Origin of the sequence: Candidatus Centipeda massiliensis, from assembly GCF_900290285.1 — a bacterium.
Lineage (GTDB): Bacteria > Bacillota > Negativicutes > Selenomonadales > Selenomonadaceae > Centipeda > Centipeda massiliensis.
In genome coordinates this window covers 331,122-348,339 of record NZ_LT985756.1, presented here as the reverse complement: position 1 = coordinate 348,339, position 17,218 = coordinate 331,122, and the positions used below count along the sequence as shown (strand labels likewise).

Annotated in this window: 20 protein-coding genes and 1 pseudogene; 16 read left to right on the top strand and 5 right to left on the bottom strand. The window is 58.3% G+C overall.

Annotation, left to right across the window (positions count from 1 at the left end; genetic code table 11):
• The first annotated feature begins 21 nt into the window (after nt 1-21).
• On the top strand, nt 22-825 hold the full coding sequence (gene thiD / locus C8273_RS10275; protein WP_106627602.1) for a bifunctional hydroxymethylpyrimidine kinase/phosphomethylpyrimidine kinase: 804 nt from the start codon (nt 22-24) through the stop codon (nt 823-825).
• On the top strand, nt 819-1,307 hold the full coding sequence (gene thiW / locus C8273_RS10270; RefSeq protein WP_106627601.1) for an energy coupling factor transporter S component ThiW: 489 nt from the start codon (nt 819-821) through the stop codon (nt 1,305-1,307). Before thiD ends, thiW begins: the two co-directional genes overlap by 7 nt.
• Before the next feature lie 5 nt (nt 1,308-1,312).
• Here thiW and C8273_RS13435 read toward each other — a convergent pair.
• Nucleotides 1,313-1,435: pseudogene (locus C8273_RS13435) on the bottom strand (secretion protein HlyD); the annotation flags it as partial.
• 110 nt (nt 1,436-1,545) lie between these two features.
• Here C8273_RS13435 and C8273_RS10265 point away from each other — a divergent pair.
• Together C8273_RS10265 and C8273_RS10260 are read left to right on the top strand one after the other, a co-directional pair.
• Nucleotides 1,546-1,737, top strand: coding sequence for a hypothetical protein (locus tag C8273_RS10265; RefSeq protein WP_106627600.1), 192 nt, complete (start codon nt 1,546-1,548; stop codon nt 1,735-1,737).
• Complete coding sequence (locus C8273_RS10260; RefSeq protein ID WP_106627599.1) at nt 1,734-2,303, top strand: GNAT family acetyltransferase; 570 nt, start codon at nt 1,734-1,736, stop codon at nt 2,301-2,303. Before C8273_RS10265 ends, C8273_RS10260 begins: the two co-directional genes overlap by 4 nt.
• Nucleotides 2,304-2,306: 3 nt before the next feature.
• On the opposite strand, the gene C8273_RS13260 is transcribed toward C8273_RS10260, so the two are convergent.
• Nucleotides 2,307-2,471, bottom strand: coding sequence for a secretion protein HlyD (locus tag C8273_RS13260; protein ID WP_106627598.1), 165 nt, complete (start codon nt 2,469-2,471; stop codon nt 2,307-2,309).
• Nucleotides 2,472-2,611: 140 nt separating this feature from the next.
• Between C8273_RS13260 and cas10 the strand changes: the two genes are divergently transcribed.
• The 11 genes from cas10 (at nt 2,612) to C8273_RS10195 (ending at nt 12,861) form a co-directional block, all read left to right on the top strand.
• Nucleotides 2,612-5,032, top strand: a complete 2,421-nt coding sequence (gene cas10, locus C8273_RS10250; protein ID WP_106627597.1) for a type III-A CRISPR-associated protein Cas10/Csm1 — start codon at nt 2,612-2,614, stop codon at nt 5,030-5,032.
• Nucleotides 5,025-5,438 (top strand): type III-A CRISPR-associated protein Csm2, encoded by a 414-nt coding sequence (gene csm2 / locus C8273_RS10245; RefSeq protein ID WP_106627596.1) that lies wholly within the window; start codon nt 5,025-5,027, stop codon nt 5,436-5,438. Before cas10 ends, csm2 begins: the two co-directional genes overlap by 8 nt.
• Before the next feature lie 2 nt (nt 5,439-5,440).
• On the top strand, nt 5,441-6,166 hold the full coding sequence (csm3, locus tag C8273_RS10240; protein WP_106627595.1) for a type III-A CRISPR-associated RAMP protein Csm3: 726 nt from the start codon (nt 5,441-5,443) through the stop codon (nt 6,164-6,166).
• Complete coding sequence (gene csm4 / locus C8273_RS10235; RefSeq protein ID WP_106627594.1) at nt 6,163-7,173, top strand: type III-A CRISPR-associated RAMP protein Csm4; 1,011 nt, start codon at nt 6,163-6,165, stop codon at nt 7,171-7,173. Before csm3 ends, csm4 begins: the two co-directional genes overlap by 4 nt.
• Nucleotides 7,170-8,336: a type III-A CRISPR-associated RAMP protein Csm5 gene (csm5, locus tag C8273_RS10230; RefSeq protein ID WP_159060763.1), complete on the top strand. Its 1,167-nt coding sequence runs from the start codon at nt 7,170-7,172 to the stop codon at nt 8,334-8,336. Before csm4 ends, csm5 begins: the two co-directional genes overlap by 4 nt.
• A complete protein-coding gene (cas6, locus tag C8273_RS10225; RefSeq protein ID WP_106627592.1) occupies nt 8,320-9,075 on the top strand; it encodes a CRISPR-associated endoribonuclease Cas6 in 756 nt (251 codons plus the stop codon). Before csm5 ends, cas6 begins: the two co-directional genes overlap by 17 nt.
• A gap of 5 nt (nt 9,076-9,080) precedes the next feature.
• Nucleotides 9,081-10,418, top strand: coding sequence for a type III-A CRISPR-associated CARF protein Csm6 (gene csm6 / locus C8273_RS10220; protein WP_234344012.1), 1,338 nt, complete (start codon nt 9,081-9,083; stop codon nt 10,416-10,418).
• A gap of 81 nt (nt 10,419-10,499) precedes the next feature.
• On the top strand, nt 10,500-10,874 hold the full coding sequence (locus C8273_RS10215) for a CRISPR-associated endonuclease Cas1 (RefSeq protein ID WP_106627590.1): 375 nt from the start codon (nt 10,500-10,502) through the stop codon (nt 10,872-10,874).
• 10 nt (nt 10,875-10,884) lie between these two features.
• Nucleotides 10,885-11,202, top strand: coding sequence for a CRISPR-associated endonuclease Cas2 (gene cas2, locus C8273_RS10210; RefSeq protein ID WP_106627589.1), 318 nt, complete (start codon nt 10,885-10,887; stop codon nt 11,200-11,202).
• Nucleotides 11,203-11,332: 130 nt separating this feature from the next.
• Entirely contained in the window at nt 11,333-11,683 is a 351-nt protein-coding gene (locus C8273_RS13500; protein WP_407695416.1) for a hypothetical protein, read from the top strand.
• Nucleotides 11,684-12,018: 335 nt separating this feature from the next.
• The gene (locus tag C8273_RS10195; RefSeq protein ID WP_234344009.1) at nt 12,019-12,861 is read left to right on the top strand and encodes a M48 family metalloprotease; all 843 of its coding nucleotides are present in this window, start codon (nt 12,019-12,021) and stop codon (nt 12,859-12,861) included.
• A 69-nt stretch (nt 12,862-12,930) separates the two neighbouring features.
• Here the strand turns inward: C8273_RS10195 and C8273_RS10190 are convergent, their stop codons facing one another.
• The 3 genes from C8273_RS10190 to C8273_RS10180 all read right to left on the bottom strand — a co-directional run bounded on the left by C8273_RS10190 (nt 12,931) and on the right by C8273_RS10180 (nt 16,011).
• Entirely contained in the window at nt 12,931-13,350 is a 420-nt protein-coding gene (locus C8273_RS10190; protein ID WP_106627588.1) for a pyridoxamine 5'-phosphate oxidase family protein, read from the bottom strand.
• A gap of 23 nt (nt 13,351-13,373) precedes the next feature.
• Complete coding sequence (locus C8273_RS10185) at nt 13,374-13,844, bottom strand: hypothetical protein (RefSeq protein ID WP_106627587.1); 471 nt, start codon at nt 13,842-13,844, stop codon at nt 13,374-13,376.
• A gap of 139 nt (nt 13,845-13,983) precedes the next feature.
• Nucleotides 13,984-16,011 carry an OPT family oligopeptide transporter gene (locus C8273_RS10180; RefSeq protein ID WP_106627586.1) on the bottom strand — a complete coding sequence of 676 codons (2,028 nt, stop codon included), beginning with the start codon at nt 16,009-16,011 and terminating at the stop codon, nt 13,984-13,986.
• 931 nt (nt 16,012-16,942) lie between these two features.
• Here C8273_RS10180 and C8273_RS10175 point away from each other — a divergent pair.
• Nucleotides 16,943-17,206, top strand: a complete 264-nt coding sequence (locus tag C8273_RS10175; protein ID WP_106627585.1) for a SemiSWEET family transporter — start codon at nt 16,943-16,945, stop codon at nt 17,204-17,206.
• Nucleotides 17,207-17,218: the final 12 nt, after the last annotated feature.

The following is a 17,218-nucleotide window of genomic DNA, read 5'->3' as shown; positions in this document are numbered from 1 at the left end:
AAACTCTGAGGAGGAAGCACGATGAAAATGCACACAGCACTCACCATTGCGGGCAGCGATTCGAGCGGCGGCGCGGGGATTCAGGCGGATCTCAAGACCATGACCGCGCACGGCGTTTACGGCATGAGCGCACTTACCGCGCTCACCGCGCAGAACACCACGGGGGTCACGGACATCCTCGCCGTCCCGCCCGCTTTTCTCGCAGCGCAGCTCGATGCCGTCTTTACCGACATTCCGCCCGATGCGGTGAAGATCGGCATGGTCGCGGATGCCGCACTCATCCGCGTGATCGCCGAGAAACTGGACGAATACAGGGCAAAAAATGTCGTCGTTGATCCCGTCATGGTCGCGACCAGCGGCGCACGTCTCATCAGCGAGGATGCTGTTGAGGCGCTCGTCTCGCTGCTCCTGCCGCGTGCGGCGATCATCACGCCGAATATCCCCGAGGCGGAGGTGCTCGCGGATATGGCAATCACCGACCGAAAGGGCATGACCGCAGCAGCGGCACGCATCTATGATCGTGCACACACGGCGGTGCTCATGAAGGGCGGACACAGCGTCGACGACGCGAACGATCTCCTCGTCGACGGTGCGGGAGCACGTTGGTTCGAGGGGCGGCGCATTGCGACTGCGAACACGCACGGCACAGGCTGTACCCTCTCCAGTGCCATCGCTGCGAATCTCGCACGCGGCATGACGCTCGACATCGCAGTCGAACGTGCGAAGGCATACATCTCGGGCGCACTTGCCGCAGGGCTTGACCTCGGAAAGGGAAGCGGTCCACTCGCGCATGGATTTGATCTGAGGAGCGAATTTATATGCTAGACACACGCACCCGCAAACTCACCCTCGCCGGCATCCTCGTCGCCGTCGCCGTCCTCGGCGGACTGTTCAGCATCCCTGTGCTCGGCAGCCGCTGCGCCCCCGTCCAGCACCTCGTCAACATCCTCGCCGCCGTCTTTCTCGGCCCTCTCTGGGGCATCGGCGTCGCCTTCGCCGCGAGCCTCCTCAGGAACATCGCAGGGCTCGGCAGCCTCATGGCATTCCCCGGCAGCATGATCGGTGCGCTCTCGTGCGGGCTCGCCTACCACTATACGAAGCGTCTCGGCATCACCTGTATCGCCGAGGCACTCGGCACGGGGCTGATCGGCGCGCTCGCCGCCTATCCCGTCGCAGCCCTCCTCATGGGGCTGAACCCCGCGAGCTACACCGTCTACATCGTCCCCTTTCTTCTCTCCACAGGCGCGGGCAGCCTGCTCGCCTATGTCCTCCTGCGCTTCCTGCTGCCGAGGATTCGGCGGGATTGAAGGTAGGGAAGCACTGATAAATCCAGCGCCGCCATCTTGACGCATCTTTTTCGCCCGCACTTCGTCGACCAATCCTCCACATAGCTCTTGCTATGCGTCCGGTTTGTCTCCTTGTTCGGACAAAAAATCTACGCCAATCTGAGGGGCTATTTTATCAGTGATTCCTTAGGAATTGCGTGCTTTTCTTTTTGCAGAAATATTGATATACTGAAGAAAAAGAAGGAAAGAGGGGGATCACATGGCAACATCAAGTATTTTAACCAATATCTCGATCAAGACGCAGGAAGGTGCAGCACAATTGGTCGAGGCGTTGGAGCGGTCAGAACAGTCTGCTGATGAAAGACACGGATCGGTGGAGATATGCGATATCTCCCTTCTCACGGACAAGGATGAAATCAAGCGCATATTTGGGAAGAAGAAAATCGCATGAGTCTTCGTATCGTCAATCTCTACGATCTGGTTGATGCAATGGGGGAAGCTGCGGCAGAGAAGATTCTGTCTGCCTTTTCGTGTCCGAAGAATTCAGAAGTTGAGAGATTTTTGCACACGCAGGCATTGGATTTTGCACGGCGCAAACTTGCCGTCACCTATCTGCTTATTAACGAAGAGGGAAAAATATCTGCATTCTTCACATTGACCCATAAAGCGGTTCAGATCGAGAATGCAGCCCTTTCCGCGCGTCTGCGGAAAAAGATCGCGCGTTATGCAGTGCCGGATCGCGGCAGCGGCGGCTTTGTTCTGTCTGCTTTTCTGATTGCACAGTTTGGTCGCGACTTTACAGAGCATGATATCACGGGGGCGGAGCTGATGACCTCCTGTCTGAATATCTTGCGGCGCATCCAACGTGTGATAGGTGGTGGCGTTGTGTATCTCGAATGCGAGAATGAGGAAAAACTTCTACAGTTTTATAAACGCGATGATATCGGATTTCGTTGCTTCGGCGAACGTCAGTCGGAGGAAGGTGTATGCTATCATCAACTGTTGAAAGCGTTTTGAAATTCATCCGCCATAATATATAGGAAGCACTGGTAAATTCAGCACTGCCATCTTGGCACGTCTTTTCCGCCCTCTCTTCGTCGACAAATCCTCCACATAGTCTTTGCTATGCGTCCGGTTTGTCTCCTTGACACGGCGAAAAATCTGCACTAATCTGACAGACTTCATTTTATCAGCGATTCCTATAAGCAAAGCAGCCGCGTGCTGCTTTTTTTATTTCAGTCTTAAAAACATGCAGGAATTTTCATCGGGAGAGAGAATATTTTTTATTAGTTTGAGATTAAGGGAAAACGAAAGGAGATGAGGCTATGGAAGATCTGTGTGAACGGATCGAACGGGCGGCACTCCTGCGCGCCGTCCGCATTCTCGCGGCGCGTGCGCATCCTGCTGCACACGATGCGGGGACGGCATTCCTCGCAGAATACTGTGCGGAGGATGCGGCGCTTCTGCAGTTGCTGCGTGCCGACGCAGGCGCATCCGACGACGCGATTGGATGGATCCTCGATGCGGCGCAGCGGCTTGCCGGTGCGGGAACATCCGCATCGGAGCATGCCGCGCCGCATGAGCCCGCACACCTTGAGAGCGTGTTCAATCGCTTCGGTGCTGCCGATGGGGCGAAGGAGGGCTTTCCGATCCGCAGTCTGACCGATGGGGCGGGGATGCTCTTTCCGTGTCCCGTCGGCGACCTCGATGATGCAGTGCGCGGTCATCGGGAGGTCTGCGATCGGCTCGCGAGACACTTTGCACGCAAATCCCCCGTGCACATGCCGCTCGGCGAACTCCTGCGCGTCCTTGAGGAGACGATGAGCTATGTGCCGTCCCCCGCGGGCGCGGACATCGCGCTCTATGACTACGCACGCATGACAGCGGCGTACGCGGCTGCGCTCCATCGCTATGCGGCGGCACAGGACATCCACAGTGCACACACATACGAGGAGCGGGGCGGCGAAGCATTGCCCGAATTCCTCCTCGTATCGGCGGACATCTCGGGGATACAGCCGTTCATCTACGCGATCCCGTCCAAGGGCGCACTCAAGAGCCTGCGCGGTCGCTCGTTCTACCTTGAGATCCTGCTTGAGAACATCGTGGACGAGATCCTCAGCGCGTGCGGCATCAGCCGCAGTGCGCTCCTCTACACGGGCGGCGGACACTTCTACCTGCTCCTGCCGAATACCGAGGACGTGCAGAACCTCCTCACACGCTGCCATACCGAGGTCAACAGCTGGATGCTGGAGCACTTCGGCAGCAGCCTCTACCTCGCGATGGCGTGGACGGCGTGCACGGGGGCGGAGCTTGCGGGGCAGGGCACACAGGAGGCATTTCGCCGTGTGAGCGAGGGGCTTTCGGCGGAAAAACTCTGCCGCTACTCCGAGGATCAGCTCGCGGCGATGTTCGTGCCCGAGAGCGCATGGAACAAAACGCGGGACAAGGATCGTGAATGTGCCGTCTGCCACACCTCCACGACACATCTCATGCACTACTCCGCCGACCCCTCCATTGAGGCGTGCGGGATGTGCTCGCATCTCTTCACCTTTGGCGAGCGCATCCTGACAAAGAACGCCTTCTGCGTCTCTGCAGAGCGCGGTGCGGAGGCGCTCTCCCTGCCCGGCATCGGGCGTACCCTCTACCTCACGGCAGAGGAGTTGGACGATGTCGACCGTCTCTCGTACAAGATCGAGCGCATCTACGCGAAGAACGCAGCGTACACGGGTGATCTGCCCGCCGCACACCTCTGGCTCGGCGACTACTCTGCGCGTGAAAACAAGGCGGTACTTGAGATGGAGAACCTTGCACAGCGCAGCGGCGGCACGGAGGACAGCAAGGGCATCCCGCGCATCGGTGTCATGCGCGCCGACGTGGACAACCTCGGCGCGGCATTCCTCGCGGGATTCCCGTCGGAGTACGTCACCATGACGCGCACAGCGGCGCTCTCGCAGCGGCTCTCACTCTTTTTCAAGCACTACATCAACCTCCTCTGCAGCGGCAGTGTCAGCGGTGTCGGCGACCGACAAAAGACCGCGCCCTTCTCCCTCTTTGGCAGAGAAAAGAAGGCGGAGCGCGACGTCCACATCGTCTACTCGGGCGGCGACGACATCTTCCTCCTCGGCGCGTGGGACGACATCGTCGAGCTCGCCGTCGATCTGCGCCGTGCCTTCCTGCGCTTTACGGGCGGCAAACTCCGTTTCTCGGCGGGGCTCGGCTTCTTCAAGGACAAATGCCCCGTCGCCGAGATGGCGCGCCGCACCGGCGACCTCGAGTCGCACGCAAAGGATCAGCGCGGCGCGGACGGCAGACCGCAGAAGGACAGCGTTGCCCTCTTTGGCGCGGTCACCGAGGGGCACTCCCTCGCAGAGTTCGAGCGACACACGCCGATCTACGGCTGGGACGCGTTCATCGACCGTGTCTGCGGGGAGAAACTCGCTTTCCTGCGTGCGAACTGCATTTTTGAAGAGGGGGCGAAAGGAGAGCGGCTGAGCCTCGGCAAGAGTGCTGTCTATCGGCTGCTCACCCTTTTGGAGCAGGACGGACAGATCCAGCTCGCACGCTTTGCCTACGCACTCGCACGGCTCGCTCCTCCGGCACAGAGCCCCGCACAGGAGGCATATCGGCGCGTGCGTACGCAGCTCTACGAGTGGTACCGCGACCCGGCAGAGCGCAGACAGTTGTCAACCGCATTCCAGCTGATCATATACAGCATCCGAGAGAAGGGAGAGGGATCAAATGGCTGAGACACGAGCAGAAGCCGCACCCGTACAGGACATCGCCGCAATCGCAGAGGGCATCATCAAGAAGCTCAAGCGCAACCATCGCGATGAGATTGAGCTGACCAAGAGCCAGATCCGCAAATTCCTCGCGGCGGCAAACGCGCTGACGAACAAAGTCACCGTCTATCGCGCCGTCCATCCGAACGCAGAGGAACTGAGCGAGGATCTTGCCAAGGAGGTCAAATTCCTAAAGGTCAAGCTCGCCTATCAGGCGACACGCAACAGCGCCGTGCGTGACTTCGTCGACCAAGCCCGCCTGTGGGACTGCCTCGACAAAATCGGCAGGGACATGAAGCGATACAACGACTTTGCACGCTACATCGAGGCGCTTGTCGCCTATCACAAATTTTACGGTGGGAAGGAGAACTGACCATGGCACAGGGAAATCAGAGCATACTCGTGGGGAAACTAAAAGTGACAGCGACCCTCCGCGTCGAGACAGGCATGCACATCGGTGCATCGTCCGACTTCGCGCCCATCGGCGCAGTGGACAAACAGTTCATCCGCGACCCGCTGACGAAGCAGCCCATCATCCCCGGCAGCTCGCTCAAGGGCAAGATCCGCACCCTCCTCGCACGCAGCTGCTCCACGCAGGACTACGTGCTCAACGACATCGATAAGGACAGCCCGCAGATTCGGCGGCTCTTTGGCAGTGCCGCACAGGGCAGCGGAGGCGGACAGGCAGCGCGTCTGCAGTTCTCAGACATCCGCATGACACCGGAGTCCCTCGCCCAGTTTGGCAGCATGGAGCTCGACACCTACATCGGCGAGATCAAATTCGAGAACAGCATCAACCGTGCGACCGCCGTCGCGAACCCGCGTCAGATCGAACGTCTGCCGGCGGGCACCGAGTTCGCATTCACCCTCATATACAACATCGAGCGTCCGGCGGAACTCATGGAGGATATGCAGATCCTCGGCAAGGGGCTCCGCCTCCTCCAGATGGACTACCTCGGCGGGCACGGATCGCGCGGGTACGGCAGAGTATCGCTCCGAGCGTTCGCCGTCGAGCACTTCGCACTCGCAGGTGAGGGACCGGATGCAGCACAGCTGGATGCCATCACAGATCTCCTGCAGAAGGGTGGCGGATCCATGTGAGCTATGTGATCTATCCGCTCCACTTCGAGACGGCCGTTCACTTTGGACAGCCGGGGCGCGGCGGCAGACTGGACGAGGCGTGCATGGAGTACCCCGCCGATGCCCTCTTTGGTGCGCTCTGCGCCGAGCTCGCCGCCGCAGGGGAGGAGGCGAGCCTCGTACGCCTTGCGGAGGAAGTCGAGCGCGGCGACCTGCGTCTCTCCGACCTCCTGCCGTGGCAGAGCCGCAAAAGCGACGGCGCGATGGCACTCTTCCTCCCGCGCCCCGTCCTGCGTGTGGAGCGCAAAGAACGGGAGCAGCGCGAGGACTACCAAACCACCTGCGCGAACGCCACCCTGCGTAAAAAGCAGAAAAAACTCAAATACATCCGTGCGAGCCGTATGCAGGACTACATCCGCGCCATGGAGCGCGGCATCCCGTTCGAGGAGAACGATTTTGACGCCGACTTCGGCATCGAGTTCCTGTGCCAGCGTGTGAACACGCGCGGCGAGGAACCTCTGCCCTACTACGTCGCTCAGTTCACCTTTGCCGCCCGCGCAGGGCTCTTCCTCATTGCCCGCGTGCGGGACGCGGAGATGGGCGCGTGGCTGCACCGCCTCCTCGCGTGGCTCGGCATGGCCGGTATCGGCGGCAAGCGTACGAGCGGCTATGGCAAATTCCGTGTCGGTGAAATCATCCACATGGACGCGGACGATGGCGGCGACCTCGCAGCACTCAGAGAGATGCTCGCAGCGGACAGTGCCCCGTGGCAGCTCGCACTCGCGCCCGTCCTCCCGACAGCGGACGACCTCGCCGCCGTCAAGGCAGGGGCATATCGGCTGCGCCGTGCGGGCGGCTTCATCAGCTACCCGACCCATGCCGCCGAGAAGAAGAACAGCGTCTATCTCCTCGACGCAGGTTCCTGTTTTCCTGTGCGGATTGGCGGCACATGCAGCACATTGGGGACGCACGACGGACATCCCGTCTGGCGCTACGGCTATGGACTTTATGCGGGGGTGACAGCATGAGCGGCGACATCATCCGACAGGACTACGAACTCGAGTGCATCGGCCCCGTCCACACAGGCTCGGGCGAGACCTACAAAGCATTTGAGTACCTCTACAACTTCGAGACGCGCGAAGCCGCATTTCCGAACGAGCGCAGGTGGATCGACCTCCTGGATCGGCACGGCCTCATCGACCCATTCATCGCGTATGTTCGGAAAGGTGCATTCGGATTTGACAACCTGCGCGAGTGGCTGCTCACACGCGGCGTCACCGAGGAGGAGCTCTCCGCCGTCGCTGCACGGCGAGCTGTGGCAGATCCGCTCACCGATGGGGACAAGGACACCCTCAACGACATCATCAGTCAGACCATCCTCGCGGACGGCCGTCCCTACATCCCCGGCAGCTCGATCAAGGGTGCACTGCGCACAGGCATCCTCTACGGGCTCATCTCCCGCGATCCGAAGAAATATCGGAGCGTCTGGCAGGACTGCAAACGCGTGATTGAAAATCCACGATGGAAAAAGAAAGAATTTCAGAAAATCATGCAGGATCTCGAGATCCAGCTGCTCCATACACTGCGCGTGCGCGGAGCGCGACACAACGCCGTCGTCAGCGCCATGCGCGGCCTGCGCGTTGGGGATGCCGTCTGCGCGGAGGGCGAGACCGACACCGTCATCCTGCGGAAACTCGACGCGACCACCGGCATGGACGAGGGCGCGGGTGAGAGCAAAGTATCCCTCTTTCGTGAGTGCATCCCTGCGGGGCGGCGGCTTCGCTTCTCCATCACCGTTGACCGCGCCATGCTCAGCACCCTCGGCATCCGCAGCCTCGACGAGATCATCGCCATGGCGCATACCTGCACCGCCGACGGACTGCGGCGGCAGGAAAGCGTATTCGGCAGGAGATACCCCGAGGTCTTCGCGGATGCGGCGCGTGCCGACATCCTCATCGGCGGAGGAACGGGCTTCCTCGCCAAGACCCTCATCTACGCGCTCGCGGACAGCGACAACGAGGCACAGAACTTCATCAAAACGGCACTCGACAGCATGTTCCGCGCACACAAACATCGTCAGTACGACCGCGCCATCAGCCCACGCACACTGAAACTCGCGCGCATGGATACACAGGACTGGCTCATGGGGCTCTGCTCCATCACAGGAGTTGGCAATGCTCAGACGGTTTGAGGCGGAGCTGCGCCTGCCCGACGGTGCGCGTGCCCCCTCCTCCATGGGCTCCATCCTCCACGGCGCACTCATCGAGCAGCTGCCGGAGGACTACGCCGCCTACCTGCACACAGAGAACCTGCGCCCCTACAGCCAGTGCATCCGCTGGGACAGAGCGCGGGAGCGCGTCATTTGGCGTATCGGCACACTCGACCGCACAGCGGGCGAGATCATCGGCGCGGTACTGCAGAGCTTGGAGCACATCCATCTCAGGCAAAAGGGCTACACCGTCGACGTGCAAAACATACAATGCGTAGAGGAGCGCAGCTATCAGGACATCGCCGATGAATACTTTCGCGCGGAGACCGCACCCCGCGGTGCAGAGATACACTTTCTCACACCGACCAGCTTCAAACAGGGCGGCGCATACATCATCCTGCCCGAGAGCGCACTCATCCTGCAGAGCCTCCTCGCACGGTGGAACAGATTCTGTCCCGACATCCGCATCGAGGAAGACGACCTCGCGCAGATCCTTGCAGTGCATACGCGTCTCACGCGCTATGCACTGCGCTCTGCAGCGTTCTCCGTCGAGGGGTATACCATCCGCGGCTTTCGCGGACAGATCGCACTGCAGTTCGCGGGCAACGACATGGTGCGCCGCATCCTCGGCACACTCCTCGCCTTTGCCCCCTACGCGGGAATCGGCATCAAAACCGCCCTCGGCATGGGCGCGGTAGAGACACATATCTGGAAAGGATGAACGAGATGAAGCGAATTTTGTTCTCACCTATTGGGAGCACCGATCCCATCAAAAACTGTCACGACGGTGCTTGCTTACACATCGTGCGCCACTATCAGCCGGAGCGTGTTCTCCTCTTCTTCACCAAGGAGATGGGCGACACCGAGCAGAACGACCACCGCTACACCACCGCGATCAAACATGTAGCCCCCGACTGCATCATTGACCCGCCGATCTACACCGACATCGTCGACCCCAGTCGCTATGAGGCATTCAGTCAAATACTGCCGCAGACGGTCGCAGATCTGTTGGAGAAATATCCCGATCATGAGATCCTGCTCAACCTCAGCTCGGGCACGCCGCAGATCAAAACCATCCTCGCCATCCTTGCCGCAGACAATGATCGCTGCATCGGCATACAGACCGTTACCCCCGTTCGGGCGGCAAACGATCATAAAATGGTCATGACGGAAAAGGAGATACAGGACCTCATCGCAAGCAACTATGACAACGAGCCTGAGACAGAATCACGTCTTGAGGAGCCGCCCCTCTCCGTCTTCCGCTACTACTCCGAGCGCAACCGCATCGTCGCACTCATTCGCTCCTACGAGTACCAAGCCGCCCTCATGCTCGCTGAGCAAAGCCCGCGTGTCCCCGAGGAGGCAAAGGTGCTCCTGCGCCATGCGGCAAAGCGCGTCGCACTCCTGCCTGCAGAGGCACGCGAAATCCTGAGCAGCTATCGGAACACCGAACTCTTTTTCTTCAAGGGCTACAAAGAGGAAAGCCTCGTTGAATACTTCCTCGTCATGCAGCTCGATCAGGAAAACGGAAAACTGTCCAACCTCATGCTCCGCATTGTCCCGTTCCTCTACGAATTCCTGAACGAATACGTCAGAAAACAGGCAAAACAGACCCTTGTCGCCGTCTGTGAAAAGAGGAAAAATGGCGAAATCGTGCTTGTCAGAGACAAACTCGATGAGCAGATGCCGGACTTCCTCAAACATCTCGATCGGGAACTGCCGCGCAGGTACAGCGACCGATCCCTCTCCTTCTTCCTGCTCGACCACTACTGTCGCTATATGCAGGAAAAGAACCTCGCACGGAATGCCAACCTGCACACCATGCTCCTGAAGGATCTGGACAAAGTCAGGACAGCAAACTCCCTGCGCAACACAGTTGCCCATGAGATCACGAACGTCACTGAAGAAGTCTTCCAAGAACGGATGGGCATGGGCTCGGAAAAACTCATGAACGTATTCGCCCACATGCTCAGCCTCGTCTACGGGAGCAACATCAACCAAATCCGCGATCTTTACCACACACTGAATGGATGGCTCGAAGAAGCTCTCGAAATCCACGAGTAAACAGCGAAGCGTCTGTCCCCCCGCACCCCTGCTTGCGTGGGGAAGGGGGACAAAGAAACCCGCGTGGAAAGGAGACGCCCCATGAGCTTTGCCTACATCACCGAGGAAGGCGCATACATCCAAAAGCGCGGCGGCAACTTCACCGTCGGACGCAATCGGGAATGTATCATGGAGATCCCCGCCGAATCCCTTGAGGGGCTCACCCTCATCGACACCGTACAAGTCTCCTCCAAGGCAATCGTCGAACTCCTGCGCCTCGGCATCCCCGTCACATGGCTCTCGCGCAGCGGATACTTCTTCGGACGGCTTGAGTCCACCCGCCATGTCAACGTCTTTCGGCAGGAACGGCAGGTCTTCCTCAGAGGCTCTCCCTTCGCCCTCACCATGGCACGGCAGTATGCACAGGCACTCATGGCGGAGAACGCCGACATCTATGAGCCCGTGCGGCTGCGATGAGGTGAGACGTATGGAGTACGACTACGACGAGAGCGAATTCTGCGCCGCAGACGAACGCCGCTGCATCGTCCTCATCATCTACGACATCACCGATGACAAGTGGCGGACGAAAATGGTGAAATGCCTCGAACGCTACGGCGTGCGCGTACAGAAATCCGCATTCGAGGCATTCCTCACCGCGCGGAAATACGACGACCTCATCGCACGCACAACGCGCCTCATCGACCCACGCACCGACTCCCTGCGCATCTACCTCCTCGCCAACCACACCTCCGTCCGCTCGTGGGGTGTCGGAGATCGTCACGTCGAGGATGTTATCATTTTTTAGGAATCGCTGATAAAATGAAGTCCGTCAGATTGGCGTAGATTTTTCGTCCGAACAAGGAGGCAAACCGGACGCATAGCCAAAGCTATGTGGAGGATCGAGGGCACAGTGCGGGCAAAAAAGATGCGTCAAGATGGCGGTGCTGAATTTATCAGTGCTTCCTTTAGCGTCCAAAGGCGTGGAGGGATTGCAGAAAGAGGGACAATGTGCTATACTCAAAAATGAAATCCGCGCCGCACTTAGAGCCGCAACCTTGGCAAAGGTTTTTAGAACGCATCATCGACGCAAAAAGGAGGGGAAACACATCCGCGCCGCAAAGTGCCATTTTGAGGCAGGCACAGCAAGGCTTCCAGCCGCAAGGATTTTAAAACCACATCCCCGCAAGGGGACGGAAACAGCCATTGGGCGTTCTGTTTGGCAAAATCCCCTTTTAATTTTAAAACCACATCCCCGCAAGGGGACGGAAACTGGTACGTCACCGTAGGCGCACGCTGCCCCGCCTGCACGTATTTTAAAACCACATTCCCGCAAGGGGACGGAAACCCGCAGATTACCTCGCTGAGGATCTCCGTCTCATCCTATTTTAAAACCACATCCCCGCAAGGAAACGGATTCTCTCAACCTTCAACAAACTGCTGTTGAAGGTTTTTTTGTGTCTGCAAAAATCACGGTTGACAAAACATCGTTCTCATGATACCCTACGCTATTTCCGTGACAGGGAACCCCGAAATACAGGAAAGGAGTGCGGCAAGGGGCGCGGGGCAGCATCAAAAAACCTCCCTACGGAGAGGGAGGATGTTTACAAAGGAGTTGTGTGGAATGAATACGAAAAAGAAGTGTATGCTTGCCGTGGGGCTTGCATTCGGCATGTCCCTGTGTGCTGCGGTGCAGCCAGCACCATTCGTTTCCTCTGCAGCGGCGCATTTTATGACGAGCGCGGAGGAGCACGAGATCGGCAGGGCGGCGGTGGAGCGTTATGAGGAGAAGAACGATGTTGCGATGGATGATGATCTCATCACGATCCAGCAGCGTCTGATCGCGTCGAACCCCGAACACCTCAACTGGAAGGATGGCGTGCACAAACGCTGGCTCGCGCCGATGAAGATGTACCACAGTGACGTTCCCAATGCGTTTATGCTCCCCGGCGGGTACGGCTATATGGCGGACTCGATGGTAAATTTTATGGACACCTATCAGAACGACGGTTACATCAGCTACTACCGTATGCGTCCCCTCAACGGGATACACATTTACAGTACCTCTGCGGTCGCGTTTGTCATGGCGCACGAGTTCGGGCACTGGGCGGGCAAGGATCATCTTGAGAGCTATGACAAGCAGTACGGGCTGAACATCGTCTCGAATATTCTCGGTGCACTCGGCGGCTCTGCCTCTGCGATGACGGCGCGGCAGATCGGGATCAACCTCGTGGATACGCTCTGGGAGCGCAAGATGTCGCTCAGTCAGGAGATGGGCGCGGACGAGTGGGGGCTGCAGCTCCTTGAGAATGTGCCCGAGTACTCGACGGACGGTGCCCTTATAAAGTTTAACCGATTCCTTCGATTGGAGGAGATTCGTTATCCTGACGGGAAGCATCCGAAGAATTTCCGCAATCCGCATCCCGGGACGCAAAATGATAAGCTGCATCCGCAGAAACGCAAATAAGTGAAATTAAAGCGGGGCAGGCGTGCGAAGCGGTAAAACTTCGTACGCCTGCCCCGTTTGCTGTTCGTTTCAGAGCCGGATGTGCTCGATGTGCCTCATGTCCACGGTGACGACCGCCATATCGACCGTGATCTCGTAGAGGATGAGGTCGTCGCCGACGGCATCGATGGTCTCCTGATAGCGCGGGATCTTCGCCGCAAAGAGTGGCGCGAGGTCGTAGACGGTGTGCGCAGACTTGACGGCTCTGCCGCTCGCGCGGACGTGTTCGTTCGTGTCGTTGTGTGGGACAGTGGTAAAGGCGGTGTTCGGATTCGCCGCGAGTTCGACGACCTTTTCATTGTCCTTGAACGTGGCGAAGTAGACACAGCGTTCCTTGGGCGCATAGTAGAAGTTCACGATGCGCACGTGCGGCAGCCCGTCCGTTGTCGTCGCGAGTGCGATCTCGCGCTGCTCCCGCATGATGCGCTCGAATTCATCCCTCATGTTCATGTTTTTCCCTCAATCCCTACATACTACTTCTCTGTCTGTACTCCTCGGACAACGGCATGGCTCGGTGCGCCGCTCCCCGCATCGGCAGCGGCAATGCAGAGGTCGATCTCCGCTGTGCCGATCTCTGCAAACGGAATGCTGACGATCTGCTCATACCCGACGATCACGCGCAGATCGTCCGTGAGCGGTGTGCGCGCGACTTCCCTGTAGTCCAGTATGCGCCCCGTCTCCGACCCGCTCCGATAGGTCAGCAAGTTCCACGCAGGATAGCCGATAAAGCGTGTCTTAATGAAAAGATTCTCCCCACGGAACACCGTGCCCTCGGGCAGGCGGTTCGGATAGTCCGCTTCTACCGCAACGGGGGAGGTCGCCTCCGCCCAGAGTGCGATGGGCTCGACACGCGTGAGTGCGGGCGCGGGTCCTGCACTCACCGTGGACAGGGCGCAGCAGAGAAGGGCGAGCACGGCGAGGAGCGTGCGAAACAATAGGTGCATGGCAGCCTCCTTTGGTCTGAGACGACTGTGGACGTATGTGCAGAAATTTGACCTGTGGGGGTATTGTAACACATAATACATTTATTTTATACAAGAACACGCCGACATTTCTGCCGGCGTGTTGTCGTGTTGTATGGAGTTACGCGGATTTCTTTCCGCTCAGAACAACCTTGCTGAAGAGGCCGAGGATGCCGAGGAAGACGAGGAGACCGAGCATCTCGGCAGTGTCGGCAAAGCCCTCGGGGGCGATGGAGAGCGGTGCCTCGCCGCCGCCGTTTGAAACGGAGACGACGATAACCCCTGCGAGCAGAACGCCGACGATGGACTCACCGACGATGAGCCCCGAGGCGAAGAGTGTGCCGCGCCTAAGACCTGCTGCCTCGGCGTTCGAGCCGCCGCTGTTGCGCAGGCGGCGGTTGAGGAAGTAACCGAGGATCGCGCCGACAACGAGCGGCGTCTGGATGACGGGCGGGAGATAGATGCCCATGCCGACGGCGAGCGGCGGCAGACAGAGACTGCGCGTCGTGCGCTTGAGGAAGAGGTCGATGAGGACGAGCACCACGCCGAGCCCGATGCCGATGTAGATATACTCCCATGCAAGTTTGCTGGAGAAGATGCCTTGTGCGATGGTGGTCATGAGCACCGCCTGCGGTGCGGAGAGTGCCTGTGCGGGATCCATGCCCGCGCGCGGCATCGCACCGGGGAAGCCGTACGCCTCGTAGAGGAGGTTCAGCACGGGCGCGATGACGAGCGCACCGACCACACAGCCGATGAGGAGTGCTACCTGCTGGCGCCACGGCGTTGCTCCGACGAGCCAGCCCGTCTTGAGATCCTGCATATTGTCGTTCGAGATACACGCAATCGCGAGGATGATCGAGGTGGTAAAGATGGCGGTCGCCGTCGCGAACTTCTCTCCGCCGGGCAGTTCAAAGATGCCGAACGAGGCGCAGAGGGAGTACATGATGAGCGAGGCGACGATGATGCCGAGAATGCCGATGCCGGAGATCGGGCTGGAGGACGTGCCGACCAGTCCCGCCATATAGGCACAGGCGGCGGCGACGAAGAAGCCCATGAGAACGGCAACGCCGACACCGACAATGGTGAAGATAAGTTTTTGGCTTGGCGGGATGTGCTCGGGCGAGACAAAGACGTAGAAAATGCCGAGCAGTCCGATAACGGTCACGCCGAAGACGAGCATGATGCTGCGCATCGTCATGTCCGTATCCATGCGGTGGATGTCTTTTTCCGTATCATCCATACGTGCCCCTGCGATTGCTTCCTTCACCCCGTCGATGACGGGGCGAGCCAGTGTGATGAGCGTCCAGATCGCAGCGACGCCCATCGCACCTGCGCCGATGAGGCGCACCTTCTGTTGATAGACAGTGCCCGCAAATTTCTGCATGGTCATGCCGTCGGGCAGCATCTCTGTCATGGTGAAGTAGGGAACGAATCCCGCCCATGCGATAGCGATTCCCGTCAGCATGGCAAGTCCGCTCGCAATGCCGATGAGGTAGCCCGCACCCACGAGCGCGGTGGAGTAGCCGAGCGGCAGCTGCGTCATGCCGCGCCCGACGTGGAACCACGCCGAGAGGGAACTGCCGAGAACCTGCAGACCGTTCGTGAGAAAAGCAATGACACCCGCGACTACGCTGCCTGAGAGGATTTCCTTGATGCCGGACTCGGACTTGCCGTCGTCCTTCGTGTGGCTGCCGACCTTTAGGATCTCTGCGGCGGCAACGCCCTCAGGGTATGCGAGGTCGCTGTGCACGACCATCGCGCGGCGCAGCGGGATCGTGAAGAGCACGCCGAGACAGCCGCCGCACGCCGAGACGATGAGCGTCTGCCAGAACTCAAAGCCCTGCCAGTAGCCGATCATGAGCATACCGGGGATGATGAAGATGATTGCGGACAGCGTACCCGCTGCCGATGCCTGCGTCTGCACCATGTTGTTCTCAAGGATGTTCGCGTCCTTCGCCATCTTGAGCACCGCCATCGAGATGACCGCCGCCGGGATCGCCGACGAGAATGTCAGTCCAACCTTGAGCCCAAGGTAGACGTTCGAGGCCGTGAAGATGATCGTGAGGATCGCGCCGAGCAGCATGCCGCGCACGGTGAGCTCGGGAAGTCTCAACTCGTGCTGCATGAACTCGTTGTGCGAATCTTTCATGCGATAACCACCTGTCCTTTACCTAGATGAAGAAAAAATAACGAAAATATTATAACATAGAAATACAGAATGTAAAGGAATCGCTGATAAAACAGTCCTGCAGATTGGCGTAGATTTTTCGTACGAACAAGGAGGCAAACCTAACGCTGCAAAAGCTATGTGGAGGATCGCGGACGTCGTGCGGGCAAAAAAGATGCGCCTAAGATTGCGCGGCTGCATTTATCAGTGCTTCCTAAACGTATCGAACATCATGTATACAATACAAAACCGCCGACAGGCTTTCTCGTCACCTGTCGGCGGTCTGAGGAAAATACGGGAAGTGATAGGTAACTCTCTTGCATCCAAACGGTCTTCGCTTCATTCCTCGCCCCGGCTAGCACGAGATGAGGAACTTTCCTCCAAAACGCTGAGAAACTACCTTGACGTACAGCAGCGCACACGCCACAACTCCACTCGTGGGAAAACAATCTTCTGATGCGCGCTTTGTACGTCCCTGTGCCCGTCCTCTTCGGGCTGCCGCATCCTCCTTGCCGCACCTTTTCTGACACACCGTCTCATCGCGCGCTGAGACTCGATCCACCTGTGCGGACACCCTGCGGCCACTCAATGACCCATCGGAATCTCCTCCCAGTCCATCCGGGAACACCTGCCATGCGCCCTTCGCTCAGCCAGCGAAGCTGCATAGCCGACTCCCTCTCCAACAACCGTCGGTCAACACTGTGGAAACTCCGGAGAACTCTGCCCGTATGCTTACGGATCATACGAGGGGCTGCCTGTCCTGAATCAGGCTGCCGCTGAATCCTCCTTAACTATCTTTAGTATAGTCAAACTTCAGAAGATTGTCAACGCCATAAAAGAATTTAATTTGAAAAAATGCAAGGCCTATGATAATATATTAAACATGTAAGTTATATAAAAATGGAGGTAATTTATGGAAAAAAAGAAAATCAATCTTATCGTGGGTTCAATCGGAGCGTTTATCGGTGTTTTTGTGTTTATCACCTATATTCCTCAAATTATCGCTAATTTAGAAGGGGTAAAGGCTCAACCGTGGCAGCCTCTTACCGCTTCGATTTCCTGTTTAATTTGGGTTATTTATGGATGGACGAAAGAGCCAAAAAAGGATTTTATCCTTATCGTCCCGAATTTCATTGGTGTGATTTTAGGCTTTCTGACATTTGTTACAGCCATATAACATATAAATTGG